Source organism: Mycolicibacterium novocastrense (assembly GCF_001570485.1).
Classification (GTDB): Bacteria; Actinomycetota; Actinomycetes; order Mycobacteriales; family Mycobacteriaceae; genus Mycobacterium; species Mycobacterium novocastrense.
Map to the genome: position 1 here is coordinate 39,213 of NZ_BCTA01000052.1, position 15,980 is coordinate 55,192.

Annotated in this window: 16 protein-coding genes; 8 read left to right on the forward strand and 8 right to left on the reverse strand. The window is 66.8% G+C overall.

The window, feature by feature from the left end; translation table 11 throughout:
* Nucleotide 1: 1 nt before the first annotated feature.
* On the reverse strand, nt 2-445 hold the full coding sequence (locus tag RMCN_RS19235) for a cupin domain-containing protein (RefSeq protein WP_067392544.1): 444 nt from the start codon (nt 443-445) through the stop codon (nt 2-4).
* Nucleotides 446-468: 23 nt separating this feature from the next.
* Nucleotides 469-2,244 carry an Hsp70 family protein gene (locus RMCN_RS19240; protein WP_067392547.1) on the reverse strand — a complete coding sequence of 592 codons (1,776 nt, stop codon included), beginning with the start codon at nt 2,242-2,244 and terminating at the stop codon, nt 469-471.
* Between the two features lie 110 nt (nt 2,245-2,354).
* Between RMCN_RS19240 and RMCN_RS19245 the strand changes: the two genes are divergently transcribed.
* On the forward strand, nt 2,355-3,860 hold the full coding sequence (locus RMCN_RS19245; RefSeq protein WP_067392550.1) for an FAD-dependent oxidoreductase: 1,506 nt from the start codon (nt 2,355-2,357) through the stop codon (nt 3,858-3,860).
* On the opposite strand, the gene RMCN_RS19250 is transcribed toward RMCN_RS19245, so the two are convergent.
* Nucleotides 3,844-4,605: a DUF3159 domain-containing protein gene (locus RMCN_RS19250; protein ID WP_110765884.1), complete on the reverse strand. Its 762-nt coding sequence runs from the start codon at nt 4,603-4,605 to the stop codon at nt 3,844-3,846. The genes RMCN_RS19245 and RMCN_RS19250 overlap by 17 nt on opposite strands.
* Before the next feature lie 45 nt (nt 4,606-4,650).
* On the opposite strand from RMCN_RS19250, the gene RMCN_RS19255 reads away from it, so the two are divergent.
* Nucleotides 4,651-5,109: a nuclear transport factor 2 family protein gene (locus tag RMCN_RS19255; RefSeq protein ID WP_064414059.1), complete on the forward strand. Its 459-nt coding sequence runs from the start codon at nt 4,651-4,653 to the stop codon at nt 5,107-5,109.
* Between the two features lies 1 nt (nt 5,110).
* Here RMCN_RS19255 and RMCN_RS19260 read toward each other — a convergent pair whose 3' ends face one another.
* On the reverse strand, nt 5,111-5,764 hold the full coding sequence (locus RMCN_RS19260) for a L,D-transpeptidase family protein (protein WP_064414058.1): 654 nt from the start codon (nt 5,762-5,764) through the stop codon (nt 5,111-5,113).
* Nucleotides 5,765-5,872: 108 nt separating this feature from the next.
* Here RMCN_RS19260 and RMCN_RS19265 point away from each other — a divergent pair, with 108 nt between their 5' ends.
* On the forward strand, nt 5,873-7,366 hold the full coding sequence (locus RMCN_RS19265) for a bifunctional phosphatase PAP2/diacylglycerol kinase family protein (RefSeq protein WP_067392553.1): 1,494 nt from the start codon (nt 5,873-5,875) through the stop codon (nt 7,364-7,366).
* Here RMCN_RS19265 and RMCN_RS19270 read toward each other — a convergent pair.
* Nucleotides 7,320-7,991, reverse strand: a complete 672-nt coding sequence (locus tag RMCN_RS19270; protein WP_067392556.1) for a phosphatase PAP2 family protein — start codon at nt 7,989-7,991, stop codon at nt 7,320-7,322. The two genes, RMCN_RS19265 and RMCN_RS19270, sit on opposite strands and share 47 nt — an antisense overlap.
* Before the next feature lie 47 nt (nt 7,992-8,038).
* On the opposite strand from RMCN_RS19270, the gene RMCN_RS19275 reads away from it, so the two are divergent.
* Complete coding sequence (locus tag RMCN_RS19275) at nt 8,039-8,521, forward strand: hypothetical protein (RefSeq protein WP_067392558.1); 483 nt, start codon at nt 8,039-8,041, stop codon at nt 8,519-8,521.
* A 33-nt stretch (nt 8,522-8,554) separates the two neighbouring features.
* Here the strand turns inward: RMCN_RS19275 and RMCN_RS32015 are convergent, their stop codons facing one another.
* Both RMCN_RS32015 and RMCN_RS19280 read right to left on the reverse strand, forming a co-directional pair.
* Nucleotides 8,555-8,995: an HNH endonuclease signature motif containing protein gene (locus RMCN_RS32015; protein WP_308206352.1), complete on the reverse strand. Its 441-nt coding sequence runs from the start codon at nt 8,993-8,995 to the stop codon at nt 8,555-8,557.
* Complete coding sequence (locus RMCN_RS19280) at nt 8,992-10,041, reverse strand: DUF222 domain-containing protein (protein ID WP_308206351.1); 1,050 nt, start codon at nt 10,039-10,041, stop codon at nt 8,992-8,994. The genes RMCN_RS32015 and RMCN_RS19280 overlap by 4 nt, the downstream gene beginning before the upstream one ends.
* 156 nt (nt 10,042-10,197) lie before the next feature.
* Between RMCN_RS19280 and RMCN_RS19285 the strand changes: the two genes are divergently transcribed.
* The 4 genes from RMCN_RS19285 to cysC all read left to right on the forward strand — a co-directional run bounded on the left by RMCN_RS19285 (nt 10,198) and on the right by cysC (nt 15,210).
* Nucleotides 10,198-11,565 (forward strand): sulfatase family protein, encoded by a 1,368-nt coding sequence (locus RMCN_RS19285; protein ID WP_067392561.1) that lies wholly within the window; start codon nt 10,198-10,200, stop codon nt 11,563-11,565.
* Between the two features lie 65 nt (nt 11,566-11,630).
* Complete coding sequence (stf0, locus tag RMCN_RS19290) at nt 11,631-12,431, forward strand: trehalose 2-sulfotransferase (RefSeq protein ID WP_064346840.1); 801 nt, start codon at nt 11,631-11,633, stop codon at nt 12,429-12,431.
* Entirely contained in the window at nt 12,428-13,339 is a 912-nt protein-coding gene (gene cysD / locus RMCN_RS19295) for a sulfate adenylyltransferase subunit CysD (RefSeq protein WP_064413990.1), read from the forward strand. The genes stf0 and cysD overlap by 4 nt, the downstream gene beginning before the upstream one ends.
* Complete coding sequence (cysC, locus tag RMCN_RS19300) at nt 13,339-15,210, forward strand: sulfate adenylyltransferase subunit CysN (protein WP_067392564.1); 1,872 nt, start codon at nt 13,339-13,341, stop codon at nt 15,208-15,210. The genes cysD and cysC overlap by 1 nt, the downstream gene beginning before the upstream one ends.
* On the opposite strand, the gene RMCN_RS19305 is transcribed toward cysC, so the two are convergent.
* On the reverse strand, nt 15,198-15,959 hold the full coding sequence (locus RMCN_RS19305) for a trans-aconitate 2-methyltransferase (RefSeq protein WP_067392567.1): 762 nt from the start codon (nt 15,957-15,959) through the stop codon (nt 15,198-15,200). The two genes, cysC and RMCN_RS19305, sit on opposite strands and share 13 nt — an antisense overlap.
* Nucleotides 15,960-15,980 lie beyond the last annotated feature (21 nt).

Sequence of the window (15,980 nt, forward strand, 5' to 3'; positions counted from 1 at the left end):
CCTACGGGCAGGCGTCCGGTGCGTCGTCCCGCACCGCACGGTCGGCCGGCAACGTGTAGGTGACCGTCGCCTCTGCGTGCTCAAAGCCCTTGTTGGACACCACATGTGGGACTCCGGCGGGCACGAAGATGGCTTGGCCGGCGCCGAAGACCGCAGGCAGGCAGCCACCCGCCGTCTGCAGACTCACCTCGCCGCCGTTGATCACCGAGTACTCCGGACCCGGGTGGGTGTGCCAACCGCTGCTCGACTCCGGGGCGAGCACCAAGCTCTGCACGTAGAGCGTGGTCGGGTGGCCCACGGAGACGATCGCGATGGGCGCATCTGTCGTACCCTTCGCCAGGTCGGTGCGCTCGATGTCGCCCTCTGCGGGTGTGGCGGCCGCCGACGGTGCAGTCATCGTCGCCGTGATCGCCAGGGCCGCCGTGACGGAATGTAACCGGTTCATCGCCGCATTATCTCCACAGTCGCCTACGGCACCGGCTGGTAAGGGTTCTGCGGCACCTGGATTGGAATCGGAACCGGCACGAACGGCACGGTCAGATACGTGGTCGTCATCGGCGTGGTGGTCGCCGTGGCGGTCGTCGTGGTCGGTGCGGTGGTGGTCGTCGTGGGCGGGGTTGTCGTTGTCGTGGTGGTCGTGGTTGTGGTGGGTGTGGTGGTTGTGGTCGTCGTCGTGGTTGTGGTGGTGGTCGGTGCTGTCGTCGTGGCGACCGTCGTGGTCGGGGGCGGTGGTGGAGGCGGCGGTGCTTCGGTGGTCACCGGTGGCGGGGGCGGGGCGTTAGTCAGCGTCACGGTCTCGACCGGGGGCGGCGGCGCCTCGGGGGCGACCGGTTCGGGCGCCGGTGCCGACGGCGGCGGAACCGGCGCGGTCTGCGGCGCCGGGGTCACACCGGTACTGCCGGTCGCGCTGGTCAGGGCGATCGCCACCCCGCCGACCGCGACCACCGCGATGGCCGCGGCCACGCCCATCACCAGCCCCGGTAGCCGCTGCCAGATCCGCGGTTCGTCGATGGGCCCGTCCGTGGGAGGCACGTACTGCGCGGGCGGCGGGCGCATCGGCCCGGAGTCATACGGGGTCTCATAGGGTCCCGAGCCGGTGTAGGGCACGGGGTCGTCCGCCGCGTCGTCCTGCGACCAGGCCAGCGCTCGAAAAGTCGACGACCCGGGGGACTCGGCCGCCGGCTGCGGCACCGGCGCCAAACCCGTCGGGGCGTCCGCGGGAATCACGGGCGCCAAGCCGGTCCGCGCCTCGGCGGCCGAGGTGTACGCACCGATCAACGCGGCGCCCTTCGCGGCGTCGAGTCCCGGTTGCGGGGTGGCGAACACCGGCATGCCGGAGCGCTCGGCCAGCCGCCGTCGAATCAACGGCATGCCTGCGCCACCGCCGGCAACGACCAGGGCAGCGATGTCCTTCCAGTCAAATCTGTTGCGCTGCAACGTGTCATCGATCGCAACAAGGACACTGTCCAGCTTTGGCGCGACCAGAGCCTCGAGCTCGTCGCGTGTCACCCGGACCGCCAGGTGATGGTCCGGCAACTGCACGTCGACGTCGGTGGCTTCGTGCGTCGACAACTGTTCCTTGGCGTTGCGGCACTCGTCTCGCAGGCGGGACAGTGACCCCACGGCGGCCGTGCTCAGGGGGTCGTCGCCACCCGAGCCCGCGAGCCCGGCAAGGATGTGGCTCAGCAGGGCTTGGTCCACCAGGTCACCGGAGAACTCCGTGTGACGAGTCGTCTCGTCGATGGGCTCGAAGGCGTCACCTGCATCCGCCAGCGTGATGCTGGTTGCGCCGCCGCCGAAATCGACCAGCGCCACCACCCCCTGAGCCGGGAGGCCGAGATCGCTCTGCAGTGCGGTCAGCGACGCCTTGGCATCCGAAACGAGTCGGGTGATCGTGGCGTCGGCACCGAAAAGTGGATGCCCGCGCAGTGCGCTGCGCAGCGTCCGCAGGGTGGCCGGCCCCCAGTGCGCGGGCACAGCGATCGAGACGTCGGAGGACGCCGGGCCGCTGTCTTCGACGAGATCTGCGAGCGCGGCGACCAACAGTCGGTCGGCCGAGTGCGACGATCCGTCGGCGGCGACCAGGGGTACGTCGTCACCCACCCGCTCGACGAAGCCGGACATCACGGTGCCGTCCGGCACGGTGAACACCGAACGACGGAGCACGGGCTGATCGGCTCGATTGTCGATGCGTACCGCGACCAAGTTCGTCGTCCCGATCGACAACCCCATTGGGTCGCTCATAACGGAGGACACGATAGTCCTCCGACCACCGGGAACCGGTCAGACACTCCGTGCGAACCCCGTTCGGGGGCCACGGTTTTGGGGTGCACCAAACGGGTACCTGCAATGCCATGACATCTCTGTGGCTAGCAAACCGCGTCGAGCGGCCGACACCGCCCGACCCGCTGGTCGAATCGGACCGGTCGGCCGACGTCGTCGTGGTCGGCGCCGGCATCACCGGCCTCATCACCGCGGTGCTCCTGGCGCGGGCCGGCAAGGACGTGTTGGCGCTCGAAGCCCAACGCGTCGGGGCGGGCGCCACCGGCAACACCACCGCCAAAATCAGCCTGTTGCAGAGCACCAAACTCTCGAAGATCGTCTCCAAACACGGACCCGGGACGGCCAGGCAGTACGTCGAGGGCAATCGCGAGGGCCTGGAGTGGTTGGTCCAGCACTGTGAGGCGCACGGGCTGTCGGTGCAACGCGAGGACGCCTACACCTATGCACAATCCGAGCAGGGTGTCCCCTCCGTGCGCCAGGAGCTACAGGCGTGCGAGGCCGCGGGATTGGACGTCGACTGGGTCGACGACGCCGATGTGCCCTTCCCGTTCCACGGTGCGGTCCGGCTGGCAGACCAGGCGCAGTTCGACCCGATGCCGTTGCTCGACAGCCTGGTCGTGGAGCTCGACGAACGGGGTGGACGGCTTGCGCAAGGCGTTCGGGTGCAGAAGGTTTCGAATGACGGCGACAAGCTGGCGTTGGGTGTCCGAACCACCGCGGGTGACGAATTCGACGTGCATGCCAAGCAATGTGTTCTCGCGACGGGCATCCCGATCCTGGACCGCGGCGGTTTCTTCGCCCGCCTCAAACCGCAGCGCTCCTACTGCATGGCCTACAAGGTGCCCGGCAACATCACCAGGGGCATGTACATCTCCGCCGACTCGCCCACCCGGTCGCTGCGTTATGCGCCGACACCGGACGGCGATCGGCTGATCGCCGGTGGCGCAGGACATCCCGTCGGCCACGAGAAGAGCCCGGCCTCGTCGGTGCAGGAACTCGACCAGTGGACGAAGCTGCACTTCCCCGGCGCGATGCAGACGCATTACTGGTCCGCGCAGGACTACTCACCCATCGACGAACTGCCCTACGTCGGGCCGATCCTGCCCGGCAACGACAAGATTTTTGTGGCAACGGGTTTCGACAAGTGGGGCATGACCAACGGAACGGCTGCCGCGCTGGCGCTCTCGAGCCGCATCCTCGGGGGGCGGATGGACTGGGCCAAGGCCTTCGACAGCTGGAGCCCGCACGAGCTGTCGGGAATCCCGAAGGCTATGCAGACCAACGCACAGGTGGCGCTCTATCTGACGCGCGGGTGGATCACGCCGGTCACCCGTATCCTCAATCGCACCCCCGAGGAGGGCGGTGTGGTCAGTGGCCCGCCATGGGATCTGGAGGCGCGAAGCGTGGTCGACGGCCGCGAATATCGCGTTTCACCGGTGTGCCCGCACCTCGGCGGCATCGTCAATTGGAACGACGCCGATGAATCGTGGGAGTGCCCACTGCACGGCTCACGCTTCGCACCCGACGGTACCTTGCTCGAGGGTCCCGCTACCCGCAATCTCACTGCGGCGCAGTAGTTATCGGCTTCTCGGGCAGAAAGCGCCGGACGGCGATCGATCCGACGATGCCGACCACGATCAGCGTGATCGCGACCGTGTCGGACGTGGAATCCGACACCCAGCCGACGATTCCGGTGACCGTGAGGAAGGGTGGAAGCCAGTCGATGGCACCCGACCACGAGTCCGACTCGCCCGTCGCGTAATCGGGATAGAACTCGGTGAACGATGCGGCGAAGACGAGGGCGCCGATGGGGATGATCCACGCGGTCCAGAAGTTGTCGTTGTCGCGCAGGACGGCGTCACCGATGCCCCCCGAGATGGCCGACACCACGAACGCGGCGGCCCATGCGCCGGTGATCGCGAAGTTGATGCGTCGAAACGGTGCGGTGTCCCAGAACTCACGAGGCGTCGTGTCCTTCGCGTACGCCATCGTGAACGGACGCCGCACGATCAGCGTGCCGACCGCGAACACGGCCAGCACGATGTTGCTGAGCTCGCCGGACCACAGCTGCAGCCAATCGATCACACGATCCGGCGCGAGGAGGCCGATTACGGCGAGGGCACCGAAGTAGGCGATGGTCAGTGCTTCAAGGGCGTGGACGGGAACGCCGCGGCGGGTGCCGACCCAGAGTGTCAGTAGGGCGAGTCCCAGCGCCGCGGACGCGGCTTCCTCGAACCGGCCCGGACCTGCGACGACCGCCATGAGGATCCATGGCGCCAGCCCCGCAAACGGAGATTTGACATAGGCGTCGAGAAATTTCATGAGCGGACTGTACGCGCTGCGGAGATGTTGTGTTGCAATGTCGGCATGGGTGACATCGACGAGATCCAGCAAGTGAAGTTCCGCTACCTGCGCGCGCTCGACACCAAACACTGGGATGAGTTCGCCGACACCCTCACCGAGGACGTGGTGGGCAAGTACGGCGAATCGATCGGCGAGGAGCACCACTTCACCAACCGCGACGAGTTGGTCAAGTTCATGCGCAACTCGCTGGGCCCCGAGATCATCACCGAACACCGCGTCACCCATCCCGAGATCACCGTCGACGGTGACGAGGCGACCGGCACGTGGTATCTGCAGGACCGGGTGATCGCACCGGACTTCAACTTCATGCTGATCGGCGCGGGCTTCTATCACGACAGGTACCGGCGGACCAGCGAGGGATGGCGGATCAGCGAAACCGGTTACGACCGCACCTATGACGCGTCGATGTCACTCGAGGCGTTGAACTTCAAGGTGAAGCCCGGTCGGGCGCTGAACATTTGAATCACTGAGCGATCGCGATCAGCGCCCCCGGCCGAAGCCAACGCATGATCTCGACCAGCTTGCCGTCGTCGATCGCCACACATCCGGCCGTCGGCCCGCCGTCGGTGGCGTGCAGGAAGAATGCGCCGCCGTTGCCGGGCACCCGCGCCTTGTTGACCCCCATCACGACCGCGTGCACATACTGCGGGATCTGGAGATTCTCGGTGCCGCTGGCCGGGTCGGTGTCGAACGGGCACTGCGCTTTCTTGCAGACCTGCATGGTGTTGTAGGTCGGGCTCTTCATGTCGCCGTCCCACCAGTGATCCGGCCCGACCTGCACGTAGGGCAGGCCTCCGCCAGGGTTGGGCGCCGTGCCGAAGGCGAAGTCGAGCGTGAAAACACCCATCGGGGTTTTCATTTCGCCGTCATGGCTCTGCGGAGTCATACCGTTGGCGCCGATCCAGGCCGGTATACCCGCCGCGACCGGTTGCCAGCCTGCCGCGGTCCGCTGGTAGACATCCATCTTGGCCTTCGAACCACCCACGCCGACAACGGAAATCACCTGAGTGGCCGAACCCACCGACCCTGCGAACCACGGAAGGGTCTGCGCCTGGCCGACGGGGGCGACCGCAAGGACCATCAAGCCCACACACAGCAGGGTCAGCAGTCGGCGCACCGACACATGCTAGGTCGCGCCGCGCTGTGATCCCCGTATGCCACGCGGCCCTGTGACTGATCTGCGATGACACGATTAGTTTCCGACGTCGGTGGATACGTTGGGGAGATGGATGTTGCGCAGGTGGTCGGCCGGCCCGCAGGTCTACGGCGAATCACGCACGGTCTCGGCGCGCTCGACCGGGAGATCTTCGATGCGATCGCCGAGTCGCCGACCCCGCTGCTCGACACGGTGATGCCGCCGCTGACCCGCGCGGCCGACCATTCCAAACTGTGGTTCGCGATCGCCGCGGCCCTGGCCGCCACCGGTAACCCTCGTGCGCGGCGCGGCGCGGTGCGCGGGGTGCTCACGCTGGCGGCGACGAGCCTGATCACCAACCAGGGCGCCAAGCGCATCCGGCGACGGCCCCGTCCGCTGTTCGACGCCGTACCACTGGTGCGCCGTACGCGCCGTCGACCCACGTCCAACTCGCTGCCGTCCGGGCACTCCGCGAGCGCCGCAGCCTTCGCGGTGGCTGTCGGACTGGAGAGCGCTTCGCTCGGACTCCCCTTGGCGCTTCTGGCTGGTCTCGTCGGGTTGTCCCGGGTCGCCGTCGGCGCCCATTACCCCGGGGATGTGATCGCCGGATTCGGCCTGGGTGCCGCGGTCGCGGTGCTGGGCGGGCGGGTGGTGCCGCCAGTGGTGCCGACGAGGCTCCCGACCGCCGACCCGCTGCGGGTGGAAACCCCGCCGCGGCCGGAGGGGGCCGGTGTGGTGCTCGTCGTCAATCCGGCGTCCGGCAGCGGGACCGGGGCAGACATTCTCGAAGAGGTCCGAGATGCGTTGCCGCGCGCTGAGATTGTCGAGCTCTCCGATGACGATGACTTCGACGCGGCGTTACGCGCGGCGGCTCAGCGCGCTGAGGTTCTGGCGATCGGCGGCGGAGATGGAACGGTGTCGTGCGCGGCGGCCGCGGCCATCGAGGCGGGTGTGCCGCTGGCGGTGTTCCCGGGGGGTACCTTCAACCACTTCGCGAAGGACATCGGTTGTGACACGGTGGAAAAGACCGTCGACGCGATTCGGCGGGGCAGTGTCGCCTGCGTCGACATGGTGTGTCTGAACGAGAAGCAGATGGTGGTCAACACCGCGAGTATCGGGGCGTACCCGGCGTTCGTCCGCACACGAGAGAAGTACGAACGCAAGATCGGCAAGCCGCTGGCCGGGCTCTACGCGATGTATCACACGTTGCGGCACGAGGATCCGGTCCGCATCCGCTATGACAACAAGACGTTGCAGACGTTTCTGTTCTTCCTCGGCAATTCGGCTTATCTGCCTTCGGGATTCGCGCCGTCGCGGCGGGACCGGATGGACGACGGCCTGATGGATGTCCGGATCCTCGAGACCGGTCACCGGTTCAGCAAGCTGCGCATCCTGGTCGACGTCGCACTCGGCAGGCTCGAGCGCAGCCCGTTCTACCACGAGATGCGGGTACCCGAGTTCGAGTTCACCGCAGTCGACGGTCCGACGCTGTTGGCGCACGACGGTGAGATCGGAACCGAGTGCGAAAGGGCCAGCTTCAGCGTGCGATACCGGGCGCTTCCGGTGTTTCGTCCGCTTCCGTGACCCAAGACGACGGCCGCACGGTCAGCAGGCAGAGCACGAAATAGGCGTAGCCCAAAGCCCACCCGGCCACGACGTCGGTCGGATGGTGGACGTTGAGCACTACACGCCCGACGCCGATGAGGACGACGACGCCGATGCCCGCGACGATGAGCCACGCGCGGGCGGATGGACGCACGGCAGGTAGAGCGACTGTCAGCAGAGCGAGAACCGCGACGAGCACCCCGAGGGCATGGCCGGAGGGAAACGCTGTTCCCAGCGCGTCGACGAACGCGGTATCCGGGCGCGGACGGTCGGCGGCCCCCTTCGCGATCTCGGTGACGAGTCCGGCCAGTTCCACCGTCACGATCAGGAATATCGCGATGCGGATCCGGCGGCGCACGAACGCGACAATGATGAGGACAACGGTCACCACGCGGAACATGCCGGGCCCGAGAGCGGTGCAGAAGACATCCCATCCGAGCACCCACCCCGGATGGTCGACTCCCAGCGGGTAGAAGGCGTCGAGCGCCGCCGAATCGATGTCGACCAGCCATGCCCACTGCTGCGCGGAACCGATCCACAGCAGGGCATACACCGCGACCGCGGCCAGTGCCGATACCACCAGCCGAGGCGTGTGTGATGCCATCGTCCACCTCTACCACGTGGGTGCTGAGGCCGTTAGGGTGACTGCTCATGGCCGTGTTCCTGCGCAAGCTGCTCCGTATCGGCGGTATGCCAGACGATTTGCGGGCCGAGGTGGAAGCCGAGGGTGTGCTCTTCCTCGCCGAGTACATCGCGGTGACCCGACGGTTCAGCGGCAAGATCCCGGGACGACGTGCGAACGCGAACGTCACGAGTTACGTGGGCTCGCTGGCGCTGACCAACCAACGCATACTCGCCACGCTGTCGACCGTGCCGAAACTGGCCGGCCGCACCATCGATCAACGCTGGGACGCTAGGCAGTCCGGGACCGTCACCGCCCAGCTCTCGGAGACCGGTGTGCAGCTCGATGTCGACATCGCCGGTGTCGATTCCCGCTTCACCGGCGAACTTTCGATGCATTACAAGGTCTCCATCCCCGAGGACGTCCTCTCGCGCCTCCCCCGACGATCGGTGTCCTTCGATGTCCCGCCCGAATACGTGTTCCGGGCCGTGGGAGTGCCCTACGACCCATAGGAGCTGCTATACCGCGCGCTCGCCCCGTCGCTTTCAGAAGGGTGGGGGTTTGTTGCGTTCGGCGAGTTGTGCGTCGACGATCGGTTGGTTGTGGCGGCGTTCGTCGTTGATGGCTTGGGTTCGGGCTTGGGCTCGGGTTTGTTTGCGGCGCGGCATTTTCAGGGTGCGCGCGTCGTCGGATGCGGTGTCGATGTTGGAGTCGATCAACGCTGGGGCGGTAGGGCGGCACAGTTCGGGAAACAGCAGCCGGCTGCCAGGGTGGGTGATGTAGGTCTGGCCGTGTCGCGAGGTCCATTCGATCATGCCGTCGCGGTGCTGTACTTCGCGCCAGCCGGCGAAGGTTTTGAGCAGGTGGTGGTGTCGGCACAGGCATTTGAGGTTGGAGGCTTGGGTGGGCCCGACCGGATAGGCCACGCTGTGGTCGATGTCGCAGTCGGTGGCCGGGACATCACAGCCGGGGAACCGGCACGTCATGTCGCGGCAGCGCACAAACCACGCCAGCGCCTCTGAGGGGCGGTAGCGCGGTTCAGGCCCGGCGTCCCCGGGATGAATGACGGGTTGGATCGTGGCGGTGCCAGCCAGCTTGGCTGCCAGCAGCGGGGCGGTAGCAGGCCCTTGCCCATCAAATAGCCCGGGTCGGTGCCCGCCGGAGCGGACGGTGGCTCCTCCTCGCTGGAGGGCACGCGCCCGTCCAACGTGGCCGGGGTGTCATCGGTCAGTGACTCTTCGCGCGCGATCATGTGCATGACCACCGCACTCGGTGTCGCCGCCGCGGCGCCGCAGTCGGGGCGCCCACAGCCACAGGCCAGGCGGTCGGCGCCCTGGCCGAGGGCGCCCAACGCATCAGAGCGGCGTTGGTCAACGGTACGTGGGTCGTGGGCACATACCGCGGCGGCCATCGCATCCAGGCGGGTGTCGAGGGCTTGGCCGTCGGTGGCCAACAATGTGGCTTCCAGCGCGACGGTGCCCGACCCGTCGCGGGGGTCGTGGATATCGACATGGCGCCCGCGTGCGGCGTATTCGGTGCGCCGCACCGCGGCGGGGTCATAGCGGTCCACGCAGGTGTCGATGGCGGTGTGCAACCGCTCGGTGGACAGGGTGCCCCACTGGGTCAGCTGGGCGGCCAGCTCGGCGTCGAGTTTGGCCAGGGCGCCCGCATCGCGCACCAGGCGGCTGCGGTGTGCCACTGCGGCCACGGTGCGGTACGAGATCGCCCCGGTGGCGAACACCGCGCTCACCGCCGGCAGGCGCCGGCGCAGGTCATCGGCGAGCAGCAACTGGTGGGAGGCCACCCCCAGCGAGACGCCTTGGGCGGCGGCGACCTCGGCGGCCGCGATCGCCCAGTTGTCGATGCACCACTGCTCACGGTCGACGGACCCCGCTTCACTGATCAGGCGATCGAGCACGTCAGCGGCGGCCGCCAGCCGGTACGCGCTGGCGGCGTTTTCCACCCGCGCCCACGCCCCGACCGCACCCGCACCCCGGGCACTGCCGGCCGCGGCCACCAGTTCATCGAACATGTGATCGAACCTATCGACCCGCTGGTGGTGTGACCAGCGGTCAACACCCATCTGTGGATGAATCCCAACTTGGGGATAACCCGCCGACCGAGCCGAAGGCTTGCCCCATCGGGCCGAGCACGCTGAAGTGGGACGTCGACGACGAAAGGATGTGACGTGACAGACCGACGCCGAGACAACGTGCTGATCATTCACTGGCACGACCTCGGCCGCTACCTGGGCGCCTACGGCCACCACGACGTGTCGAGTCCGCGTCTCGACGAACTCGCCGCCGAAGGCATTCTGTTCACCCGCGCGCACGCGACTGCGCCGCTCTGCTCGCCATCGCGGGGATCGTTGTTCACGGGCCGCTACCCCCAGAGCAACGGACTCGTCGGCCTGGCCCACCACGGATGGGAATATCGTGCGGGCGTCCGTACGCTGCCCCAGATTCTGTCCGAATCAGGTTGGCACACTGCATTGTTCGGTATGCAGCACGAAACCTCATATCCTGCCAGGCTCGGCTTCGATGAGTACGACGTCTCGAATTCCTACTGTGAATACGTCGTCGAACACGCGAGGCGGTGGCTGACCGAGCCGCCCGAGAAGCCGTTCCTGTTGACGGCGGGCTTCTTCGAGACACATCGACCGTACCCGCGCGACAGGTATGAACCCGCCGATGCCACCGGCGTCGACGTCCCCGGATATCTGCCCGACACAGCGGAGGTCAGGCAGGACCTCGCCGAGTTCTACGGATCGATATCGGTGGCCGACGCCGCGGTCGGCCGTCTGCTCGACACCCTCTCGGCGACCGGCCTCGACCGCACCACCTGGGTGGTGTTCATGACCGACCACGGCCCAGCACTTCCCCGCGCCAAATCGACGCTGTACGACGCGGGTACGGGCATCGCGATGATCGTGCGCCCACCGCGCGACGCGACCATCCAGCCAAAGGTCTACGACGGGTTGTTCAGCGGCGTGGACCTGCTTCCCACACTGCTCGAAGTCCTCGGTGTCGAGATACCAGCCGGCGTCGAAGGCCTCTCGCACAAGGCCGCTTTGCTGGCCTCCCCCGAGCCGCCCGTGCGCACCGAGGTGTACACCACGAAGACCTACCACGACTCCTTCGACCCCATCCGCGCGATCCGAACCAAGGAATACAGCTACATCGAGAACTACGCGTCGCGCCCGCTTCTCGATCTACCGTTGGATATCGCCGACAGTGCGCCCGGGCGAATCGTCGCCCCCCTCACCCGTACGCAGCGGCCGCAACGAGAGCTCTACGACCTGCGCGCGGACCCCAACGAGTCGAACAACCTTCTGGCCCAACGCGGCTCGGACGTGGCGGAATCCATCGCCGACGATCTGGCCCTGCTGCTCAACGACTGGCGCGTCAAGACCAACGATGTGATCCCGTCGGAGTTCGCAGGCACCCGGATATCGGAGCGCTACACCGAAACATATCTGCGTATTCAAGGTCAGCTGCCGAGCCGCTCCGCACTCGCGGCCGAACGCGGCGTCACGGACGACCACAGCGACCAATAGTTTCGCTCAACATGAACGAAAACTCCTGGGGTGTCGGATGTTTGCCCCGTGGGTAAGCTGCGCGCATGTCAGCCTCGAGGGCCTATCTCGTCCTGGCCTCCCAGCGCAGCGGCAGCACGCTGCTGGTGGAGTCCTTGCGCGCGACGGGTGTCGCCGGAGAACCCGGGGAGTTCTTTCAGTACCTGCCGAGCACCAGCCAGTCACCACAGCCCAGGCAGTGGTTCGAGGGTGTGACCGACGAGTCGATCTTGCGCCTCCTCGACCCGCTTGACGAGGGCAAACCCGACCTCGCTCCCCCGGAGATCTGGCGTGATTACATCCGCACGGTCGGCCGCACCCCCAACGGCATCTGGGGCGGCAAGCTGATGTGGAACCAGACTCCGCTGCTGCTCGATCGGGCCGGCGGGCTGCCCGACCGCTCCGGTACCGGCCTGTTGTCGGCCATCCGGGACGTCATCGGTAGCGACCCGTTCCTCATCCATGTCTTCCGTCCTGACGTGGTCTCACAGGCGGTTTCGTTCTGGCGGGCGGTGCAGACCCGGGTATGGCGGGGCCGGCCTGATCCGGCACGCGATGCCCGGGCCCAATACCACGCCGGCGCCATCGCCCACGTCGTGACGATGCTGCGGGCCCAGGAAGAGGGCTGGCGCAACTGGTTCGCCGAGGAGGGAGTCGCGCCGATGGAAGTGCCGTACCCGGTGTTGTGGCGCAATCTCTCCCAGATCGTGGGCGATGTGCTCGAAGCGCTCGGACAGGACCGGCGGCTCGCGCCGGAACCGGTTCTCGAGCGGCAGGCCGACCAACGCTCAGATGCGTGGGTCGACCGGTACCGGGCGGACGCCGAAAGAGAAGGGCTTCCTACATGACAGTGGATACCCTGCACGTCGACGAGCTTCGACTGTTGGAGGCCGAGGCGGTGCACATCATCCGCGAGGTCGTCGCCGAACTGGAACGGCCGGTGCTGCTGTTCTCGGCGGGCAAGGACTCGATCGTACTTCTTCGCCTCGCGGAGAAGGCTTTTCGCCCGTCACCGCTGCCTTTCCCGGTCATGCACGTCGACACCGGCCACAATTTCGACGAGGTCATCGAGTTCCGTGACCGCCGAGTCACGGGCGAGGGGCACAAGTTGATGGTGGCGTCGGTGCAGGAGTCGATCGACAAGGGCCGCGTCCCCGATCCCGGGCCCGGGGCGTCGCGCAACCGTCAGCAGACCCGGACCCTGCTCGACGCGCTCGAAGAAGGGCGTTTTGACGCGGCGTTCGGCGGAGCCCGCCGCGACGAAGAGCGCGCCCGCGCGAAGGAGCGGATCCTGTCCTTCCGAGACGAGTTCGGCCAGTGGGATCCGCGGGCCCAGCGGCCGGAGCCGTGGTCGCTGTACAACGGCCGTATCAGGAAGGGCGAACAGGTCCGGGTCTTCCCCCTGAGCAACTGGACCGAACTCGACGTGTGGCGCTATATCGAGCTGGAGAACCTCGAACTGCCCTCGATCTACTTCGCGCACGAACGTGAGGTTTTCGAACGCGACGGCATCCTTCTCGCGGTGTCGGAGTACTCCAAACCCGTCGGCGGCGAGACAGCGTCCGTCGAAGAGGTCCGCTACCGGACCGTGGGCGACCTGACCATCACGGGTGCGGTGCGCTCCCGAGCCGTCGACATCGAGGGCGTCATCGCCGAGATCTCAGCTGCCACGGTGTCGGAGCGCGGCGAGACGCGCGCCGACGACCGCACCTCGGCCGCCGCCATGGAAGACCGCAAGCGCGAAGGGTATTTCTGATGACCCGCCAACTCCTCCGCATCACCACCGCCGGATCTGTCGACGACGGTAAGAGCACGCTGATCGGTCGCCTGTTGCACGACACCGACAGCCTGCCGACCGACCACCTCGACGCCGTCACCGACGAGGAGGGCATTGCCGACCTGGCGGCCCTGTCCGACGGTTTGCGCGCCGAACGCGAACAGGGCATCACGATCGACGTGGCCTACCGGTTCTTCTCGACGCAAACCCGAAGTTACATCCTTGCCGACACCCCGGGTCATGAGCGCTATACCCGCAATATGTTCACGGGTGCCTCGAACGCCCACGTCGCCGTCCTGCTCGTCGACGCCCGCGCAGGCGTGCTGCGTCAAACCAACCGGCACGCGCGCATCGCGAAGTTGTTGGGAATCAAGCACTTCGTCGCGACGGTCAACAAGATCGACCTCGTCGAGTTCGACCAACTGCGGTTCGCCGAGGTGCATACGCAGCTTCAACAGCTCTGCGCACGCCTCGGCAACATCGACATCACGGTGGTTCCGATCGCCGCCAAGCACGGCGACAACGTGGTCCACCGATCCCGCAACACACCGTGGTACGACGGGCCGACGCTGCTTGAATACCTCGAGAGCATCGAACTGAGCGCACCGCAGGCGCAATCGAGCAAGTTGCGCCTTCCCGTGCAGTGGGTGTCCCGCCCCACTGCCGACCAACGTCGCCGCTACGCCGGAAGGCTCTCCGGTGGAACGCTCCAGGCGGGGGACCCGGTCGTCATCCTGCCTGGCGGTACCCGATCCACCGTGACACTCGTCGACACTCTCGATGACGAGCGCACCGTTGCTGTTGCGCCGCTGTCTGTTTCGGTGGAGCTGGCCGACGACATCGATGTCGGTCGCGGAGACGTCCTCGTCAGCGGATCCGACGACGCCGTCCTGCCCGTCCTTGCCCGCGAGCTCGACGCGACAGTGTGCTGGTTCCGGGAAGCTCCGTTGCGGGCGGGTGACCGGCTGGCACTCAAACAAGGTACGAAGACGGTCCGCGCAACCGTTCAGTCGCTGCACAGCCGCCTGGATCCAGAGACGCTCGATGACCTGGACAACCCTGTCGAGCTGGTGCTCAACGACGTCGGTGACGTCACGCTTCGCACGAGCTCGGTCGTGATCGCCGACCCCTACGCCGACAACAAGGACAGCGGCGCGTTCATCCTCATCGACGAGGCCACCAACGACACCGTCGGCGCGGGCACGATCATCGAACCGCGCGAGGTCAAGCCGGGCGAGCAGACACGTAACGACATCCGGTGGCACCCCTCCTCCCTCGACCGGGACTACCGGTGGTCGTCGACCGGTCAACGCGGGGCGACGATCTGGTTCACCGGCCTTCCCGCCTCGGGCAAGTCGACGATCGCGGTCGCCGTCGAACGCGCGCTCGTCGAATCCGGCGATGTGGCCTACCTTCTCGACGGTGACAACATCCGGCACGGGCTCTCCGACGACCTCGGGTTCTCGGCCGGCGACCGCGCCGAGAACATCCGCCGGGTCGGCCATCTCACGAGACTGTTCGCCGACGCCGGTGTGGTGGCGCTGGCGTCGTTGGTGTCGCCGCTGAAGTCGGATCGCGACACCGCCCGCGCCCTCAACGATGCCGCCAAACTGCCCTTCATCGAGGTGCACGTGGCCACCCCGGTCGGCGAGTGCGAACGCCGCGATCCCAAGGGCCTGTACGCCCGGGCCCGCGCGGGTGAGCTGAAGGGCCTGACGGGCATCGACGCACCGTACGAACCACCCGAGAATCCCGATCTGGTCCTTGACACCACCGAAGCGAATGTCGAGGATCTGGCCAAGCAGGTGATCGATCTGCTCAAGGCCAAACGGGACGCTCAGTTCACCTGAGCCACCACGAAAATGCGCCGGAACGGGAAGAACGTCCTGCCGTCCTTCCGCTTCGGATACGCCGCGTTCAGCAGCGGGGTCAATTCGTTGCGAAACTCGTTCCACTCGGTGTCGGTGAGCCTAGTGCGCACCGGGCGTAGCGCGGTTCCCGCGATCCAGTCCAGCACCGGGTCCTCACCGGTCAACACGTGCACGTAGGTGGTCTCCCACGCGTCGACCCTGCAACCGGCATCGGCGAGCAGATCTGCGTATTCGACCGGATCCTTCACCGGTGAGCCACGAAATGGGAAGTCTTGCAATCGTTCTGCCCAACGGTCCCGCTGGACGAGCTCACCTACCGTGCGGTGCGAGGGAGCATCGAAGTTACCCGGTACCTGCATTGCGATCCACGACCGCGCCGGCAACTGTGCGGCCCACCTGACGAGTAAGCGTGGATGGTCGGACACCCAGTGCAGGGTGGCGTTGCTGATCACCACGTCGGTATCGGGTTTCGGCACCCAGTCGCCGATGTCACCGACGTTCGCGTCGATTCCCCTGTCGCGCGCGGCCCGCACCATTTCCGGCGAGCTGTCCAACGCCTCTATGCGAGCCTGCGGCCAACGCTGGGCCAATGAGGTCGTCAGATTGCCCGGCCCACAACCCAGATCCGCAACCCGCCGCGGGGCATCGGCACCGACCCTCGACAACAGATCGAAGTAGGGGCGCCCACGCTCGTCGGCGAACGTCAGATATGTGTCGGGGTTCCACATGTCGACAGTTTGACATCGCCC

What these genes read in the sequence shown, in the direction of transcription:
- RMCN_RS19235 (WP_067392544.1), bottom strand. Translation starts at nt 445, where the DNA reads ATGAACCGGTTACATTCCGTCACGGCGGCCCTGGCGATCACGGCGACG.
- RMCN_RS19240 (WP_067392547.1), bottom strand. Translation starts at nt 2,244, where the DNA reads ATGAGCGACCCAATGGGGTTGTCGATCGGGACGACGAACTTGGTCGCG.
- stf0 (WP_064346840.1), top strand. Translation starts at nt 11,631, where the DNA reads ATGTCAGCCTCGAGGGCCTATCTCGTCCTGGCCTCCCAGCGCAGCGGC.
- cysC (WP_067392564.1), top strand. Translation starts at nt 13,339, where the DNA reads ATGACCCGCCAACTCCTCCGCATCACCACCGCCGGATCTGTCGACGAC.
- RMCN_RS19250 (WP_110765884.1), bottom strand. Translation starts at nt 4,605, where the DNA reads ATGAAATTTCTCGACGCCTATGTCAAATCTCCGTTTGCGGGGCTGGCG.
- RMCN_RS19275 (WP_067392558.1), top strand. Translation starts at nt 8,039, where the DNA reads ATGGCCGTGTTCCTGCGCAAGCTGCTCCGTATCGGCGGTATGCCAGAC.
- cysD (WP_064413990.1), top strand. Translation starts at nt 12,428, where the DNA reads ATGACAGTGGATACCCTGCACGTCGACGAGCTTCGACTGTTGGAGGCC.
- RMCN_RS19270 (WP_067392556.1), bottom strand. Translation starts at nt 7,991, where the DNA reads ATGGCATCACACACGCCTCGGCTGGTGGTATCGGCACTGGCCGCGGTC.
- RMCN_RS19255 (WP_064414059.1), top strand. Translation starts at nt 4,651, where the DNA reads ATGGGTGACATCGACGAGATCCAGCAAGTGAAGTTCCGCTACCTGCGC.
- RMCN_RS19305 (WP_067392567.1), bottom strand. Translation starts at nt 15,959, where the DNA reads ATGTGGAACCCCGACACATATCTGACGTTCGCCGACGAGCGTGGGCGC.
- RMCN_RS32015 (WP_308206352.1), bottom strand. Translation starts at nt 8,995, where the DNA reads ATGACGTGCCGGTTCCCCGGCTGTGATGTCCCGGCCACCGACTGCGAC.
- RMCN_RS19245 (WP_067392550.1), top strand. Translation starts at nt 2,355, where the DNA reads ATGACATCTCTGTGGCTAGCAAACCGCGTCGAGCGGCCGACACCGCCC.
- RMCN_RS19265 (WP_067392553.1), top strand. Translation starts at nt 5,873, where the DNA reads ATGGATGTTGCGCAGGTGGTCGGCCGGCCCGCAGGTCTACGGCGAATC.
- RMCN_RS19280 (WP_308206351.1), bottom strand. Translation starts at nt 10,041, where the DNA reads ATGTTCGATGAACTGGTGGCCGCGGCCGGCAGTGCCCGGGGTGCGGGT.